16 protein-coding genes are annotated in these 14693 nt (G+C 72.0%); 4 read left to right on the top strand and 12 right to left on the bottom strand.

What is annotated here, in order from left to right; translation table 11 throughout:
• Positions 1–2: 2 nt before the first annotated feature.
• The 10 genes from cysD to ACH47Z_RS36865 all read right to left on the bottom strand — a co-directional run bounded on the left by cysD (position 3) and on the right by ACH47Z_RS36865 (position 9812).
• Entirely contained in the window at positions 3–938 is a 936-nt protein-coding gene (gene cysD / locus ACH47Z_RS36910; protein WP_399081718.1) for a sulfate adenylyltransferase subunit CysD, read from the bottom strand.
• The gene (cysC, locus tag ACH47Z_RS36905; protein WP_399081716.1) at positions 935–1471 is read right to left on the bottom strand and encodes an adenylyl-sulfate kinase; all 537 of its coding nucleotides are present in this window, start codon (positions 1469–1471) and stop codon (positions 935–937) included. Before cysC ends, cysD begins: the two co-directional genes overlap by 4 nt.
• Positions 1472–1557: 86 nt before the next feature.
• Positions 1558–2268 carry a phosphoadenylyl-sulfate reductase gene (locus ACH47Z_RS36900; RefSeq protein WP_399081714.1) on the bottom strand — a complete coding sequence of 237 codons (711 nt, stop codon included), beginning with the start codon at positions 2266–2268 and terminating at the stop codon, positions 1558–1560.
• Positions 2265–2447, bottom strand: coding sequence for a hypothetical protein (locus ACH47Z_RS36895; RefSeq protein ID WP_399081712.1), 183 nt, complete (start codon positions 2445–2447; stop codon positions 2265–2267). The genes ACH47Z_RS36900 and ACH47Z_RS36895 overlap by 4 nt, the downstream gene beginning before the upstream one ends.
• Positions 2444–4141, bottom strand: a complete 1698-nt coding sequence (locus tag ACH47Z_RS36890; RefSeq protein ID WP_399081710.1) for a nitrite/sulfite reductase — start codon at positions 4139–4141, stop codon at positions 2444–2446. Before ACH47Z_RS36890 ends, ACH47Z_RS36895 begins: the two co-directional genes overlap by 4 nt.
• A gap of 126 nt (positions 4142–4267) precedes the next feature.
• Positions 4268–4351 (bottom strand): putative leader peptide, encoded by an 84-nt coding sequence (locus tag ACH47Z_RS36885; protein ID WP_309486338.1) that lies wholly within the window; start codon positions 4349–4351, stop codon positions 4268–4270.
• Positions 4352–4478: 127 nt separating this feature from the next.
• Complete coding sequence (locus ACH47Z_RS36880) at positions 4479–5051, bottom strand: GNAT family N-acetyltransferase (protein ID WP_399081708.1); 573 nt, start codon at positions 5049–5051, stop codon at positions 4479–4481.
• A gap of 72 nt (positions 5052–5123) precedes the next feature.
• Positions 5124–6458 (bottom strand): hypothetical protein, encoded by a 1335-nt coding sequence (locus ACH47Z_RS36875; protein WP_399081706.1) that lies wholly within the window; start codon positions 6456–6458, stop codon positions 5124–5126.
• A gap of 170 nt (positions 6459–6628) precedes the next feature.
• Positions 6629–7915, bottom strand: a complete 1287-nt coding sequence (locus ACH47Z_RS36870) for a GAF domain-containing protein (RefSeq protein WP_399081704.1) — start codon at positions 7913–7915, stop codon at positions 6629–6631.
• A gap of 262 nt (positions 7916–8177) precedes the next feature.
• On the bottom strand, positions 8178–9812 hold the full coding sequence (locus tag ACH47Z_RS36865) for an acyl-CoA dehydrogenase family protein (RefSeq protein ID WP_399081702.1): 1635 nt from the start codon (positions 9810–9812) through the stop codon (positions 8178–8180).
• Positions 9813–9943: 131 nt separating this feature from the next.
• On the opposite strand from ACH47Z_RS36865, the gene ACH47Z_RS36860 reads away from it, so the two are divergent.
• Both ACH47Z_RS36860 and ACH47Z_RS36855 read left to right on the top strand, forming a co-directional pair.
• Entirely contained in the window at positions 9944–11131 is a 1188-nt protein-coding gene (locus tag ACH47Z_RS36860) for a YihY/virulence factor BrkB family protein (RefSeq protein ID WP_399081700.1), read from the top strand.
• Between the two features lie 273 nt (positions 11132–11404).
• Positions 11405–12091 (top strand): helix-turn-helix domain-containing protein, encoded by a 687-nt coding sequence (locus ACH47Z_RS36855; protein WP_399081698.1) that lies wholly within the window; start codon positions 11405–11407, stop codon positions 12089–12091.
• Here the strand turns inward: ACH47Z_RS36855 and ACH47Z_RS36850 are convergent.
• Together ACH47Z_RS36850 and ACH47Z_RS36845 are read right to left on the bottom strand one after the other, a co-directional pair.
• On the bottom strand, positions 12074–12478 hold the full coding sequence (locus ACH47Z_RS36850; RefSeq protein WP_399081696.1) for a VOC family protein: 405 nt from the start codon (positions 12476–12478) through the stop codon (positions 12074–12076). The genes ACH47Z_RS36855 and ACH47Z_RS36850 overlap by 18 nt on opposite strands.
• A gap of 66 nt (positions 12479–12544) precedes the next feature.
• Positions 12545–13177 carry a VOC family protein gene (locus tag ACH47Z_RS36845; RefSeq protein WP_399081694.1) on the bottom strand — a complete coding sequence of 211 codons (633 nt, stop codon included), beginning with the start codon at positions 13175–13177 and terminating at the stop codon, positions 12545–12547.
• 226 nt (positions 13178–13403) lie between these two features.
• Between ACH47Z_RS36845 and ACH47Z_RS36840 the strand changes: the two genes are divergently transcribed.
• Positions 13404–14267 carry an oxaloacetate decarboxylase gene (locus ACH47Z_RS36840; protein WP_399081692.1) on the top strand — a complete coding sequence of 288 codons (864 nt, stop codon included), beginning with the start codon at positions 13404–13406 and terminating at the stop codon, positions 14265–14267.
• Positions 14264–14527 (top strand): hypothetical protein, encoded by a 264-nt coding sequence (locus tag ACH47Z_RS36835; protein ID WP_399081691.1) that lies wholly within the window; start codon positions 14264–14266, stop codon positions 14525–14527. The genes ACH47Z_RS36840 and ACH47Z_RS36835 overlap by 4 nt, the downstream gene beginning before the upstream one ends.
• The last annotated feature ends 166 nt before the right edge of the window (positions 14528–14693 follow it).

The following is a 14693-nucleotide window of genomic DNA, read 5'->3' as shown; positions in this document are numbered from 1 at the left end:
GGCTAGAAGTACCCCTCGCGCTTGCGGTCTTCCATCGCGGCCTCGGACAGCTTGTCGTCGGCGCGGGTCGCGCCCCGCTCGGTGAGCCGGGAGGCGGCGATCTCGGCGATCACGGCGTCCAGCGTGGTCGCGTCGGAGTCGACGGCGCCCGTGCAGGACATGTCGCCGACGGTCCGGTAGCGCACGAGCCGCTTCTCGACACTCTCGCCGTCCTTCGGGCCGCCCCACTCGCCGGCGGTCAGCCACATCCCGGAGCGCTGGAACACCTCGCGCTCGTGCGCGAAGTAGATCTGCGGCAGCTCGATCTTCTCCCGCTCGATGTACTGCCACACGTCCAGCTCGGTCCAGTTGGACAGCGGGAAGACCCGGACGTGCTCGCCGGGCGCGTGCCGGCCGTTGTACAGGTTCCACAGCTCGGGGCGCTGCCGGCGCGGGTCCCACTGGGAGAACTCGTCGCGCAGCGAGAACACCCGCTCCTTGGCGCGGGCCTTCTCCTCGTCCCGGCGGCCGCCGCCGAAGACCGCGTCGAACCTCTCGCTCTGGATCTTCTCCGTCAGCGGCAGCGTCTGCAGCGGGTTACGGGTGCCGTCGGGACGTTCCTTGAGCACACCGCGGTCGATGTAGTCCTGGACGGAGGCCACATGGAGGCGCAGCCCATGGGCGGCCACCACACGGTCCCGGTACTCAAGAACCTCGGGGAAGTTGTGTCCCGTGTCCACATGGAGCAGCGAGAACGGCACCGCGGCCGGCGCGAACGCCTTCAGCGCCAGGTGCAGCATGACGATGGAGTCCTTGCCGCCGGAGAACAGGATCACCGGGTTCTCGAACTCGCCCGCCACCTCGCGGAAGATGTGCACGGCCTCGGACTCGAGGGAGTCCAGGTGGGAGAGCGCGTACGGACTGTCCGTACCGTCCTCGACCTTCGCCACGGTCGTCATGCCAGTCCCCTCTCGCTCAGCAGGGCGTACACCGACGCGGCCGACTCCTGCACGGTCTGGTTCTGCGACTCGATCCGCAGATCCGGGGTCTCGGGCTGCTCGTACGGGTCGTCGACCCCCGTCAGGCCCGTCAGCTCGCCCGCGGCCTGCTTGGCGTACAGCCCCTTCACATCGCGCACGCTGCACACCTCGACCGGGGTCGCCACATGGATCTCCAGGTACGGCGTGCCGTTCTCCGTGTGCCGCCCGCGCACGGCCTCCCGGCTGTCGGCGTACGGCGCGATCACCGGCACCAGCGCCTTGACGCCGTTACGGGCGAGCAGTTCGGCGACGAAACCGATGCGCTGCACGTTGGTGTGCCGGTCCTCGCGGGAAAAGCCGAGGCCCGCCGAGATGAACTCGCGGATCTCGTCGCCGTCGAGCACCTCGACGCGGTGGCCCTCGGCACGCAGCCGGCCGGCCAGCTCGTACGCGATGGTGGTCTTGCCGGCGCTCGGCAGACCCGTGAGCCAGACGGTGGCTCCGGTCGTCACGTGGTTCTCCTGGGTCGCGTTGTCCGCATCCGGCACAGCGGTGGCAGCCGGAGCTGTGGCCGCCGTGTGAGCGGCTGTGTTCGTCGTCATCCGTGCAGCCCGCACTCGGTCTTGGCGCGGCCCGCCCAGCGGCCGGCGCGCGCGTCCTCGCCCTCGAGGACCCGGCGGGTGCACGGGGCGCAGCCGACGGAGGCGTAGCCGTCCATCAGCAAGGGGTTGGTCAGGACACCGTGCTCGGCGACGTAGGCGTCCACGTCGTCCTGCGTCCAGCGGGCGATCGGGGACACCTTGACCTTCTGCCGCTTCTCGTCCCAGCCGACGACCGGGGTGTTCGCCCGGGTCGGGGACTCGTCGCGGCGCAGGCCGGTCGCCCACGCCTGGTAGCCCTTCAGGCCCTCTTCCAGCGGCTTGACCTTGCGCAGCGCGCAGCACAGGTCGGGGTCGCGGTCGTGCAGCTTCGGGCCGTACTGCGCGTCCTGCTCGGCGACCGTCTGCTTCGGCGTGAGCGTGATGACGTTGACGTCCATCACAGCGGCGACGGCGTCGCGGGTGCCGATGGTCTCCGGGAAGTGGTAGCCGGTGTCGAGGAAGACGACGTCGACGCCCTTCAGCACGCGCGAGGCGAGATGGGCGACGACGGCGTCCTCCATGGAGGAGGTGACGCAGAACCTGGTGCCGAAGGTGTCGACGGCCCACTGGAGGATCTCCAGCGCGGACGCGTCCTCCAGCTCCCGGCCCGCCTGCTCGGCGAGCGTCTTCAACTCCTCGGTCGTACGCTCTTCCTGAGCGGTCGTCATATTCGCTCGTCCCCTCCGTTGTCGGCTCGCTGCAGCCCCCGGGCGAGCAGCCCGAGGAACTTCAGCTGGAATGCGCGGTTGCACGCCGCGCATTCCCAGGCGCCGTGACTCTGCTCGTGCGGACGCAGGTCCTCGTCGCCGCAGTAGGGGCAGTAGAAAGGCGCGGCCCGCTCGCTCACGACAGGGCCTCCTCAGAGGCTCGGGCGGCCCACGTGGCGAACCGCTCGCCGTCCTCACGTTCGGCCTGGAAGCGCTTCAGCACCCGCTCGATGTAGTCGGGCAGCTCGTCCGACGTCACCTTCAGACCGCGCACCTTGCGGCCGAAGCCCGCCTCCAGGCCGAGCGCGCCGCCGAGGTGCACCTGGAAGCCCTCGACCTGCTCCCCCTGGTCGTTCAGGACCAGCTGGCCCTTGAGACCGATGTCCGCGACCTGGATACGGGCGCAGGCGTTCGGGCAGCCGTTGATGTTGATGGTGAGCGGCTCGTCGAACTCCGGCAGGCGGCGCTCGAGTTCGTCGATCAGCGAGATGCCGCGCGCCTTCGTCTCCACGATGGCGAGCTTGCAGAACTCGATGCCGGTGCAGGCCATCGTGCCGCGCCGGAAAGGCGACGGATTGACGCTCAGGTCCAGGGCCTCAAGACCGGCCACCAGGGACTCGACCTGCGCCTCCTCGATGTCCAGCACGATCATCTTCTGCTCGACGGTGGTGCGGACCCGGCCCGAGCCGTGCGCCTCGGCGAGGTCGGCGATCTTGGCCAGCAGGGTTCCGTCGACCCGGCCGACGCGCGGCGCGAACCCGACGTAGAACCGCCCGTCCTGCTGCCGGTGCACACCGACGTGGTCGCGCCAGCGCTCCACGGGCTGCGCGGGCGCCGGACCGTCGACCAGCTCGCGCTTCAGGTACTCGTCCTCCAGCACCTGCCGGAACTTCTCCGCACCCCAGTCGGCGACCAGGAACTTCAGGCGAGCCCTCGTACGAAGGCGCCGGTAGCCGTAGTCGCGGAAGATCGAGATGACGCCCTCGTAGACGTCCGGGACCTCGTCCAGCGGCACCCAGGCGCCGAGCCGCACACCGATCTTCGGGTTGGTGGACAGGCCGCCGCCGACCCACAGGTCGAAGCCGGGGCCGTGCTCGGGGTGGACCACGCCGACGAACGCGACGTCGTTGATCTCGTGCGCCACGTCCAGCAGCGGTGAGCCGGAGACCGCGGACTTGAACTTGCGGGGCAGGTTCGAGAAGGCCGGGTTGCCGACGATCCGGCGGTGGATCTCCTCGACGGCCGGGGTGCCGTCGATGATCTCGTCCGCGGCGATACCGGCGACCGGGGAGCCGAGGATCACGCGGGGCGTGTCACCGCAGGCCTCGGTGGTGGACAGGCCCACGCCCTCCAGCCGCTCCCAGATCTCGGGCACGTCCTCGATCCGGATCCAGTGGTACTGGACGTTCTGCCGGTCGGTGATGTCCGCGGTGCCGCGCGCGAACTCCTGCGAGATCTCGCCGATCACCCGCAGCTGCTGTGTGGTCAACGCACCGCCGTCGATGCGCACGCGCAGCATGAAGTACTCGTCGTCCAGCTCCTCCGGCTCCAGGACCGCGGTCTTGCCGCCGTCGATACCGGGCTTGCGCTGGGTGTACAGCCCCCACCAGCGCATCCGCCCGCGCAGGTCGTTGGGGTCGATCGAGTCGAAACCGCGCTTGGAGTAGACCGTCTCAATGCGTGTCCGCACATTGAGACCGTCGTCATCCTTCTTGAACTGCTCGTTGCCGTTGAGCGGGGTGAAGTGCCCCGCGGCCCACTGACCCTCACCGCGGTGACGACTCACCTTGCGGCGGGGCGCGGAGGCGGCGGGGTTCTGTGGACTGGCGGCCATGGTTCTACGTCCTTCGGGACAGGCGGAAAGCGGCTCTGACCTGTGCATACAAGCGCATACCGGCATGGGTGCGCATCGTTGCGCGGCAGGAATCAGGTACGGGGAGGTGCGGCGGTGCTGGTGGGCTCAGCTCGCCGGACAGATGGCGCTGGACATGCGGCCGAGGTCGACGTGCCGCCGACTCACCAAGGCAATTCCAGTTCCAGACATGGCGGAAGCGTGTCACGGCGATCTGGACACAGTCCAGCTTTATCCATCATGCGGACATCCTTGTCCCGAAATGTGGAACAAGGGTGTCGTCGCTCACATGCTCTGCCGGAGGGCTTGTCCCGGCAGGTCAGGCCGGGTATGCGCCGGGCCACGGCCCCGGGGCCGCAACGTCGGGCTCCAGCCCGACCTTGGTGTCGAACAGCTTGAAGCCGCGCCGCTGGTAGTTGTCCATGGCGAACTCGCCGTCCATGCTGCACGTGTGCAGCCACACCCGCTTCGTCGGCGTGCGCTCGGGGCACCGCTCGGCCAGGTCCCAGGCGCGCGCCGTACCGTACGACAGCAGGTGCCCGCCGATGCGCCGGCCACGGAAGGCGGGGACCAGCCCGAAGTAGACGATCTCCACCGCGCCCTCGTCCTGCGGATCCAGCTCGACATAACCGGCCGGAGTGCCCCGGTCGTAGGCGACCCAGGTCTCCACGCCGGGCCGCTCCAGATGCTCCTGCCACCGTGTGTACGGCCAGTCGAGCCGGTCCGTCCAGCGGATGTCGCCGCCGACCGAGGCGTACAGGAAGCGGCTGAACTCGGGGGAGGGGACCTCCGCGCGGACGATCCGCACGTCGCCCTCGGGCGCCTCGGTGGGCAGGAGGTCGGCCGGGGAGGTCTGCTCCAGGTACCAGGTGGTGACAGGGACGCTGCTCATGCGGGCCAGGGAATCATCCCGCCGCCCGCTCTGTCGATCGACCGGGTCACCCCGGTGCGACCCCGGACCGGCTCAGTCCAGCGAGTGGTCCAGCTCGGCCAGCGGCAGTGAGAACAGCATCCGGTCGGAGAGCGACCACACCTCGCCGGTCTCCTGCCAGTACGACAGGGAGCCCGACTCCTCGGCCCAGCAGCGGTGCGAGGCGTCCGCGCCGCAGTGGGCCGACTTCGCGCCCGTGACGTCCTGCTGCCACAGCCCGCCGTGTCCGTCCCGCGAACCGGGCAGGTGTCCCACATACCAGGACGGATGGTCGGCACCGGGCTGCCGGTACGACAGCACGCCCCGGATTCCGGCCGCCCGGGTCCGGTACGCCTCCACCGCCCGGGCGAGTCCCCAGGTGTCCGTGGCGAGCAGTCCGCCGTGCTCGGGGTCCGTACTGAACGCATACCGCCACAGCCGGGCCGTACGGCCGCCGCCGGGCGCGGTCCACTCCGCCGCCACCAGGCTGTCGGGCACGGTGCTCCGGTCCAGGGCGAGGGCGCCGGGGCAGGGCGGGCCGGTGGGGGAGCAGCGGCCGGCCGCGAAGCGGTAGGAGCCGACCGCGGGCATCACGTACCGATAGCCGTCCGCGGACCAGCCGCCGGGCACCCGCCCGATCGCGGGCCCGTCGACCGTGGTGCGCTGGATGCGGTCGAGGTCGTAGACATAGAGCGCGTCGGCGCCGCCGGCCTTGGCGGTGACCAGCAGCTTGTTCTGGTACCAGACCATGCCGGAGATCCCGGAAGCCAGCCCCTGGTAGTCCTGGCCGCCCCGCACCGGCAGCACCAGCAGCACCCAGCGGTAGGTGAGGCGGGCGGGGTCGTCGGCGTTCACGAAGGCGACCCGGGCGAGCCCCCGCTCGGCGGCGCGGCCGGTGGCGGCGCTGTGGGTCCAGCCGGCGAGGACCACCCGGTGCGTGCCCCAGACGCCGTCGTCGTCGGCGTCCCCGGAGGTGGTCACCGACGCCGGCCGCCAGTCCGTGGCGCCGGCGTCCGCCGGATCCCAGCAGTAGGCGCGGTCGGCGGACGGGGCGACGGGCAGGGACGCGCGGTCGGCCGAGGAGCAGTCGGCGGCCTGGCTCATGTCACGGTCGGCGCTCGCCAGTACGTCGTCCACGCCGACCGGGGTGCCCATCGCCGCGGACAGCCGGTCCAGCGTGCGCGCGGGGACCAGCTGCTCCTGGAGCCGCAGCCGGGCGGTGTCCGCCGGGGACGAGAGGGACTTGAGCGCACCGGGACTGTCGGTGACATTGGCCTGGGACGCGCTGATCAGGGTGGCGGTCGCGGTGAGCGCCAGCGCGGTCCCGGCCAGGACCGCGCGCAGCACGGCACCCCGTCTGCGCCGCCGGTGTCTGCCGCGATGCTTCATCTCGTCCCCTCTTCCAGGGCTCCTTCGCCACCGAGCCGGCCCGGGGTGGGCCAACTGCGCCTGCTGGTCCGCATGTTGACGCGTGGGAAGCCGGGGAGGCCCTGAAGGGATGCTACGGCAGTAACGGCCCGCGCAGGGCGAATACCCCGCACTTGTGCCGAAGTCACCGCTCAGGGCGCGAGGGGCCCGGTGTCTTCGGGAGCCGTCCGGCAGCGGGCGATCGCCGGTGCCATGGAGGAAGGCAGCAGGTCACGGGGGTCGTCGGGAAGCAGCACCTCGAGCTCGGCGTCCTCGCGGAAACGATACGGCCGGTGCTGCAGAACTTCCCCGAGATACCGCCGGATCCGCGACAACTCTGCTCGTACCGTCACCGTGCGTGAGGGATCCCCGAACAGATCTCCGGCCAGCGCGGCCGCACCCCGGCCGGAGCGGTGCTCGGCGAGTAGGAAGATCAACTCCGCGTGCCGGGGACTGAGTTCACGCGACCAGGAACCCGCGGCACCGGTCACCGTCAGCGTGCTGCGCCCGGTCCGCGTCAGATCCAGCACGATCCGCGCGGCCGTGCCCGCCGGTTCCTCCACGGCCCGCAGCAACCAGCCCCCGGCCAGTGGCTCCACCGCGCACGACCCCAGCGACGGCAGCCACCGCAGGCCCGGCGAGAGCGACTTGGGCAGCGCGACGCGCCGTAGGTACGGCATCCCGGACACCGCCGCCGACCAGCCGTCCCGGTCCACCACCAGCGCCCGCCCGTCCAGCCGGGCCAGCACCGGCGCCGCCACCGACCGCAGCCGCTCCAGCGACTCCAGATGCAGCTCCCGCAGGCGCGCCTCCGCCAGCTTCGCCACCGCGTCCACCCAGGCCAGCGTCGCCGGATGCATCGTCTCCAGCGGGCCGCTGACATCCACCACGCCGATCAGCCGGCCGTCCCGGGGATCGGTGATCGGCGCGCCCGTACAGGTCCACGACAGGTGCGAGCGGACGAAGTGCTCGCCGGCGAAGACCTGCACGGGCCGCCGTACGACCGCCGGGGTGCCCACCCCGTTGGTGCCGACGACGTCTTCCCGCCAGTCCGCGCCGAGTTCAAAACCGAGACCGTCGGCCTTGCGCAGCACGTGCGTGGCCCCCTCCCGCCACAGCACCCGGCCGTCGGCGTCCGCGACGACCATGATGTGCTGGGCGACGTCGGCGACCGAAAGCAGACCCTCGCGCAGCACCGGCAGGACGTGCCGCAGCGGTGACTCCTCACGCCGGCGCCGTACCTCGTCCGACGGCAGCAGCCCCGATCTGAAGTCGTGGTCGGGGTCCACGCCGCTGCGCAGCATGCGCCCCCAGGACTGCTCGATCACCGGCCGCGGCGCGATCCGCGCACGGTGACCGGCGAGCGTGGCCTCGCGCACCTCACTCAGTACCCGCGCCGCCTGCGCCGCGTCCACGGCGGCCAGGCGCGCCACGTTCATCGGCGGGTTCACCACAGGGTCCTCCCGGAAAGGGCCCGCACAAGGGCGTCGAACATGCTTGTCAAGCCGTACCGGCGGCGGTTTCCGGTCCGGCTGTGCCACACATACTGCCGTTTCGGGCCGGGCGGAGGCAGACAATCCGCACACGTGGGCCGACAAGTTGCAACCCCTTGCAACCCTGGTGAACTTATTCGAAGTGGCCGAGACTTGACGCCCCGGGGTGGTGCCGTGTCGGCGCAGCACCACCCCGCCCGAGGGTTGGTCAAGCCGGTCGGGCTCGGTCCACAAGCGCTCGCAGATCCAGGCCCTTCGGCAGGGTGCCGAAGTTCGCTCCGTGGTCGCCGCCCAGGCGGGAGGCGCAGAAGGCGTCGGCCACCTCCGGCGGGGCGTGGCGGACCAGGAGGGAGCCCTGGAGGACCAGGGTGAGGCGTTCGACCAGGCGGCGGGCGCGGCCCTCGATGCCGTCCAGGTCGGCGAGTTCGGTGAAGAGGTCCTTCACCGCCCGGTCCAGGCGGTGGTCCGCGCCGTGCGCCCGGCCGATCTCGGTCAGGCAGGCGTCCAGCGCGCCCGGCTCCCGTTGCAGCGCCCGGAGCACGTCCAGTGCCTGGACGTTTCCGGCGCCCTCCCAGACGGAGTTGAGCGGCGACTCCCGTACCAGCCGGGGCAGCCCGGACTCCTCGACGTAACCGTTTCCGCCGAGGCACTCCGCGGCCTCCACCGCGACGGGCGCACAGCGCTTGGTGATCCAGTACTTGGCGGCCGGCACCGCGAGCCGCAGGAACGCGCGCTCCCGCTCGCCGCCGTCGTCGTAGGCGGCCGCCAGCCGCAGCGCGAGCGCGGTCGCGGCCTCGGACTCCAGCGCGAGGTCGGCGAGCACGTTGCGCATCAGCGGCTTGTCGATCAGCCTTCCGCCGAACGCCTCCCGGTACGCGCAGTGGTGCACGGCCTGTGCCACCGCCTGCCGCATCAGGCCCGCCGAGCCGAGCGCGCAGTCCAGCCGGGTCGCCGCGACCATTCCGATGATGGCCGGCACCCCGCGCCCCTCCTCGCCGACCCGGCGCGCCCAGGTCCCGTCGAACTCGACCTCGGCGGAGGCGTTGGACCGGTTGCCCAGCTTGTCCTTCAGGCGCTGGAGCAGGAACACGTTACGGGTGCCGTCGGCGAGGACCCGCGGGACCAGGAAGCAGGTCAGGCCTCCCGGGGCCTGGGCCAGCACCAGGAAGCCGTCGGACATCGGCGCCGAGCAGAACCACTTGTGCCCGGTCAGCGTGTACGTCCCGGCCTCGGCGAGCGGGCGGGCCTCGGTCGTGTTCGCCCGTACGTCGCTGCCGCCCTGCTTCTCCGTCATGGCCATGCCGAAGAGGGCGCCGGGTTTCTGTGCGGCGGGCCGCAGCTCGGGGTCGTACACCGTGGAGGTCAGCCGCGGCTCCCACTCGGCGGCCAGCTCCGGGTCGGTCCGCAGTGCGGGCACGGCCGCGTGGGTCATCGACAGCGGGCAGCAGTTGCCGGCCTCGACCTGGGTCCAGACCAGGAACCCGGCCGCGCGGCGCACATGCCCGGCGGGCCGCGTCCAGGCGCCGGTCAGCCCCGCCCCGACCCCCTTGCCCAGCAGCCGGTGCCAGGCCGGGTCGAAGGCGACCTCGTCGATCCGGTGGCCGTAGCGGTCGTGGGTGCGCAGCCGGGGCGGGTTCTCGTTCGCCCGCGCCCCCCACTCCTGCACCTGCGCCGAGCCCGAGGCGCGGCCCAGCACGGACAGCTCGGCGCGCACCTCGTCCAGCACGCCCGGGTAGGTGTACCGCTCGACGGCCTCCACGAGGGCCCGGTCGGCGGTGAAGAGGTCGTAGCCGGCCAGCGGGGGCGGCTGGTTCGTCACGGTGTGGGTGGAGATGCCTGCCATGATCGCGAACCTGCCCGGACTGGTGAGGGTGCCGGCCTCCAGCGTGGCACAGCGGCGCGCACCTGGGCGCCGGACCCGCTCATCAGCCCCGGAAGGTGAGGTCGGTCCGGTGCTGCGGATACCGTTGGGTCGTGCAGCCAGCAAGTGAACCCCCCGCGCGGCCCGCCGGTCGCCTCCACCGGGCCAGAGCCCTCTACCGGAACGTCTCCAAGCGCAGGACCGCCTGGCTGCTGCTCAAGGACACCGTCAACTCCTGCATGGAGTACCGCATCCTCGGCCTGGCGGCCGAGGCGGCGTTCTTCACGCTGCTGTCCGTGCCGCCGCTGCTGCTCTGCCTCATCGGGCTGCTCGCCTACGTCGACACCTGGACCGGCGCCCACACCATCAGGAGCCTCGAGACCAACATCCTCGACGCCTCGCGGACGGTTCTGTCCGACAAGGGGGTGCGGGAGATCACCCAGCCGATCCTGCGCGACGTGATGCGGGGCCGGCCGGACGTCATCTCCCTCGGATTCGTCTTCGCCCTGTGGTCCGGGTCGCGCGCGGTGAACGTCTTCATCGACACCATTACCGTCATGTACGGCCTCGACGGCGTCCGGGGCATCGTGAAGACCCGGATGATGTCGTTCGTTCTCTTCATCGTGGCACTGCTGATCGGCTCGGTGGCGCTGCCGCTGATGGTGGCGGGGCCGGACGCGGTGGTACGGGTGGTGCCCTGGTCGGAGACATTGGTGCAGGTCCTGTACTGGCCGGTCGTCATGGTCCTGTCCATCGCCTTCCTGACGACCCTGTACCACGTGTCCGTGCCGGTCCGCTCCCCGTGGATCGAGGACGTCCCCGGCGCCCTGGTCGCCCTGGGCATGTGGGTCCTGGGCAGCTTCCTCCTGCGGATCTACCTGGTGCACACGATCGAGGGCGCCACGATCTACGGCTCCCTCGCCGCCTCCGTGGCCGTACTGCTGTGGATCGGCGTGTCGGCCTTCGCCGTCCTCGTCGGCGCGGCCGTGAACGCGGCCATCGACCGGGTCTGGCCCGCCGCCGCCACGGCCGCCGCCCGCGAGGCGAACGAGCGGCTGCGTGAGGCGCAGGTCGCGGAATACGTCGCCTGGGCGGCAACGGCCCGCGACACCGACCCCGACGACCCGGACATGCCGTCCGAGTTCCCCGAGCGCTGGTCCCGCTTCCTGCCCCCGGAGGACGTCACGGCCCGCCTCCGCACCCACGCCAAGCACCCGCACCACCACCCCCACGCCCACAACGGCAACGGGGACCCCATGCACAAGGGAGAGGGGGGTAAGGCGCCCCCGCAGGGCCAGTGAGCGGAACCCGAGGCCGCCACGGTGATGCTGATCGGCACCTGCCGGATGCGCGGCGAGATCTACGGCCGCCTCCTTCTCCGCCTGAGGCGGCGGCGCCCGCCTGGTACCCGTCGTCGGGCGCGCGCCGCGCCTGCTGCAGGAGCCCCCGCTCGACCTGACGGCAGCGGCCACCGCTGACACCGGACACGCCGACCGCGGGGGCACCTCCACACGTGCCTCCGGCCTCCGCCCCAGCGCCCCCCGATGCCGCCGGCGCGACGTAGGCTGAGCCTCGTGTACGCGGAGCGGGCGTCCCGGCTGACCGGTGCCGTCGTGTGGACGAACACCCCGACCGGGGCCGGTGGCCGGGCCGTGTTGCCCGACGGCTGCATGGACCTGCTGTGGAGCGAGGGCCGGCTGCTGGTCGCGGGCCCCGACACCCGCTCCTACGCCCCCGAGGGCCCGGAGCGTTCCTGGGCGGGCATCCGCTTCTTCCCCGGCACCGCGCCCGCCCTGCTCGGCGTACCCGCGTACGAACTGCGCGATCTGCGCGTGGAGTTGGCCGACCTGTGGCCCGCCGCCCGGGTCCGCCGGCTGTGCGGCCGGATCGAGGCGGCGGCCGACCCGGCGACGGCGCTGGAGGACATCGCCCTGGACACGGCAGCGCGGGTGGCCGCCCCCGACCCGCTGCTGTACCGGCTGGTGGAGCGCCTGGACCAGGGCTGCCCGGTGTCCGGGGCGGCCGCCGAACTCGGTATCGCCGCCCGCACCCTGCACCGCCGCAGCCTGCACGCGTTCGGCTACGGCCCCAAGACCCTCGCCCGCATCCTGCGTCTGCGACGCGCGCTGGCGCTGGCCCGCGCCGGCCTGCCGTACGCCGAGACGGCGATCCGCGCGGGTTATGCGGACCAGCCCCATCTCGCCCGTGACGTACGGGAGCTGGCCGGTGTGCCGCTCGGGGAGCTACTCGGCGGCGGGTAGCGGGGCGAACAGGTCGACGCCGTTGCCGTCCGGGTCGTGCACGGTGGCGTACCGCTGCCCCCAGAAGGCGTCCCACGGCTTCAGCTCCCCGTGGTACCCGGCGCCCACGAGATCCTCGTACAGGGCGTCGACCTCGGCGGGCGAGCCGCAGCGGAAGGCGAGCCCGACGCGCCCGCCGCCCGCGGGCACCCGCCAGCCGGGGTGGAAGGAGCGGATGGTCTCCTCGGTGTCCAGCGCGAGCACCAGCCCGCCGGGCAGCTCGGCCTCGACATGCGGCTGTTCCTCGGCGCCGTCGGGGAAGACCAGCCCGAGGCGGCGGTAGAAGGCGAGCGAGGCGGCCAGATCGGAGGCCACCACGCCGATCACGGCGAATCGCGGTGCAGTCATGGAGCCACCGTAGGAGGGCGGCGGCGGGCCGGTCTTGAACGAATCGGCCACTCACTCCCTCCTGCCTCAGCCGAAGGTGACCGGTCCGTTCGGCGTGTCCACGGTGAAGGAGAGGGCCGGCGGGCCCGGGGTGAGGGGCAGGCCGGTGTTCAGGGCCGACAGGGCTCCGCTCAGCTGCTCCGGGTCGGGTGCCGTCGCGGTCATCTCCAGGAGCGGGGTGACCGGCAGGTCCGAGGCCGTCGGGTGGGGGGAGTCGCCCCAGTCGATCAGGAACGGCACCAGACCGGAAGGGTGCCCGCTGTCGCCGTCGGTCAGCCGCCAGCGCAGCTCGGTGCCGTCGGGGGTGCGGCGGCTCATCGGACGGACGGGCCCGGGGTCGTAACCCCGCGCGCGGGCCGTCGTGATCGCCGTGTCCAGGTCGGGCGGGCTGATCGCCCAGGTCAGCGTGCGCGGCCCGGTCAGCCGGTCGACGCCGAACGGTCGCGGCCCGGCCGGCTCCGGCTGCTCCGGATCGGGGCCGAGGATCTCCAGATAGCTGCGGCCGCCCAGCCCCACCAGATGGTTGCGGGTGCCGAGGCCCAGGTGCACACCGCCGGGCGCGGGCGTCACCCCGGTGCGCCGGGTGAAGTCGGCGACGGTCGCGGCCAGATCCGGCGTGGCGAGGACGAGGTGGTCCAGGAACGGGGGAACGGCGTTCATGCCCGGCGAGGCTACGGTCACGGGCCGCACGCCGCAAGGAAGTTGGACCGGGCCCGGGCGCCTCCAGTGACGTTTCTGCGGTGAACCGGTTCCACCATTGGGGTGAGTAAAGGTCGCGTACGCGGATAGTCACGTGAGTATCTAGAGATGCTCTTGTTTTGGTAAAGGGCATCGGGGTGTACAGCCCGATCGCTCCGCGTCACCCACCCACCGGAGGAGCCGGACCTTGACTTACGGCAAACAGCTGCGCGAACGCATCGCCGGGCCCGGGACGACACCGCTGATCGGCGTGTACGACATGTACTCGGCGTCGATCGCGGCCAGGCACTACGACGGCATGTTCGTCTCGGGCTTCGGATTCGCGGCCTCGTACTACGGGCTGCCGGACATCGGTTTCATCGCCTGGCCCGACATGGTGGCCTTCGTCCAACGGCTGCGGGGCGCGTTCCCGCACCACCACCTGCTGGTCGACATCGACGACGGGTACGTCGACCCCGACGTCGCCTGTCACGTCGTCGAGGGGCTGGAGCGCATCGGTGCCTCCGGCGTGATCCTGGAGGACCAGAAACGGCCCCGTCGCTGCGGGCACGCCGACGGCAAGCAGGTGCTGCCGCTGGAGGAGTACCTGGAGAAGCTGGACCAGGTCCTCGAGACCCGTGAGGACCTGGTCGTCGTCGCCCGGACGGACGCCACGGACGAGCAGGACATCCTGCGCCGCGCCGAGCGGCTGGCCGCCACCGACGCCGACGTCGTGCTCGTCGACGGGGTGCGCAGCGTCGAGTGGATCAAGCGCATCCGCGAGGTCGCGGGCGACAAGCCGCTGCTGTTCAACCAGATCGCCGGCGGCAAGTCCCCCCGCCTCTCCCTCGGCGAACTGTCAGGCCTCGGCGTCGACGTCGCCATCTACAGCACGCCGTGTCTGTTCGCCGCGCACGAGGCGATGGACTCCGCGCTCGCCGACCTGAAGGCCGCCGACGGCCGGCTGCCCGAGGTCGACCCCGCGAGCGGCGTCGGCGTGAAGGCCTCCACCAGCCTGCTGGAGCGCAACATCGCCCGGGAGCGGCTCGCTCCCGAGGGCGTGGGCGTGTGAACGGTGCCGTGTCCCGGCTCGGCAGGGCCGCGGCCCTCGCCGCCGCGGTGCTCGGCGCCGGCGCGGCACCCGCGGCCGCGTCCGGCGGCCTGATCACCGTGATCGACAACTCCCACGCCGACTCCTGGCTCGAGGTCGACCGCACGGCCAACGTCCAGACCGGCAGAGGCACGGCCGGCAGCGACCACGACGGCAGCGCGGTGGACGCGATCGAGGCCCTCGTGGGCGGTGGCCACGCCCACCGGGAGGTCTGGGACTGAGCGACCGGTCGCCGGGCGGTGACCGGTCGCCGAAACACGACGGTTGACGGTGGCGGGCGGGGCCCCCCCCCCCGGGGGGGGGGGGGCCGCCCCCCCCCCGGTAAGGGGCGGGGGGGGGGGAGGACACGCCCCGGGGGTGGGGCAGTGCCAAAAAAGTAAACCAAGG

The sequence above is a fragment of the Streptomyces sp. NPDC020192 genome (assembly GCF_044388685.1).
Classification (GTDB): Bacteria; Actinomycetota; Actinomycetes; order Streptomycetales; family Streptomycetaceae; genus Streptomyces.
The sequence above is the reverse complement of the archived record's forward strand: the minus strand, read 5'-3'. Positions and strand labels throughout refer to the sequence as shown.

Excerpts from the sequence above, each read along its gene's own strand:
- cysD (WP_399081718.1), bottom strand. The coding sequence starts at position 938 with ATGACGACCGTGGCGAAGGTCGAGGACGGTACGGACAGTCCGTACGCG.
- ACH47Z_RS36900 (WP_399081714.1), bottom strand. The coding sequence starts at position 2,268 with ATGACGACCGCTCAGGAAGAGCGTACGACCGAGGAGTTGAAGACGCTC.
- ACH47Z_RS36890 (WP_399081710.1), bottom strand. The coding sequence starts at position 4,141 with ATGGCCGCCAGTCCACAGAACCCCGCCGCCTCCGCGCCCCGCCGCAAG.
- ACH47Z_RS36885 (WP_309486338.1), bottom strand. The coding sequence starts at position 4,351 with ATGTCTGGAACTGGAATTGCCTTGGTGAGTCGGCGGCACGTCGACCTC.
- ACH47Z_RS36880 (WP_399081708.1), bottom strand. The coding sequence starts at position 5,051 with ATGAGCAGCGTCCCTGTCACCACCTGGTACCTGGAGCAGACCTCCCCG.
- ACH47Z_RS36875 (WP_399081706.1), bottom strand. The coding sequence starts at position 6,458 with ATGAAGCATCGCGGCAGACACCGGCGGCGCAGACGGGGTGCCGTGCTG.
- ACH47Z_RS36870 (WP_399081704.1), bottom strand. The coding sequence starts at position 7,915 with ATGAACGTGGCGCGCCTGGCCGCCGTGGACGCGGCGCAGGCGGCGCGG.
- ACH47Z_RS36865 (WP_399081702.1), bottom strand. The coding sequence starts at position 9,812 with ATGGCAGGCATCTCCACCCACACCGTGACGAACCAGCCGCCCCCGCTG.
- ACH47Z_RS36850 (WP_399081696.1), bottom strand. The coding sequence starts at position 12,478 with ATGACTGCACCGCGATTCGCCGTGATCGGCGTGGTGGCCTCCGATCTG.
- ACH47Z_RS36845 (WP_399081694.1), bottom strand. The coding sequence starts at position 13,177 with ATGAACGCCGTTCCCCCGTTCCTGGACCACCTCGTCCTCGCCACGCCG.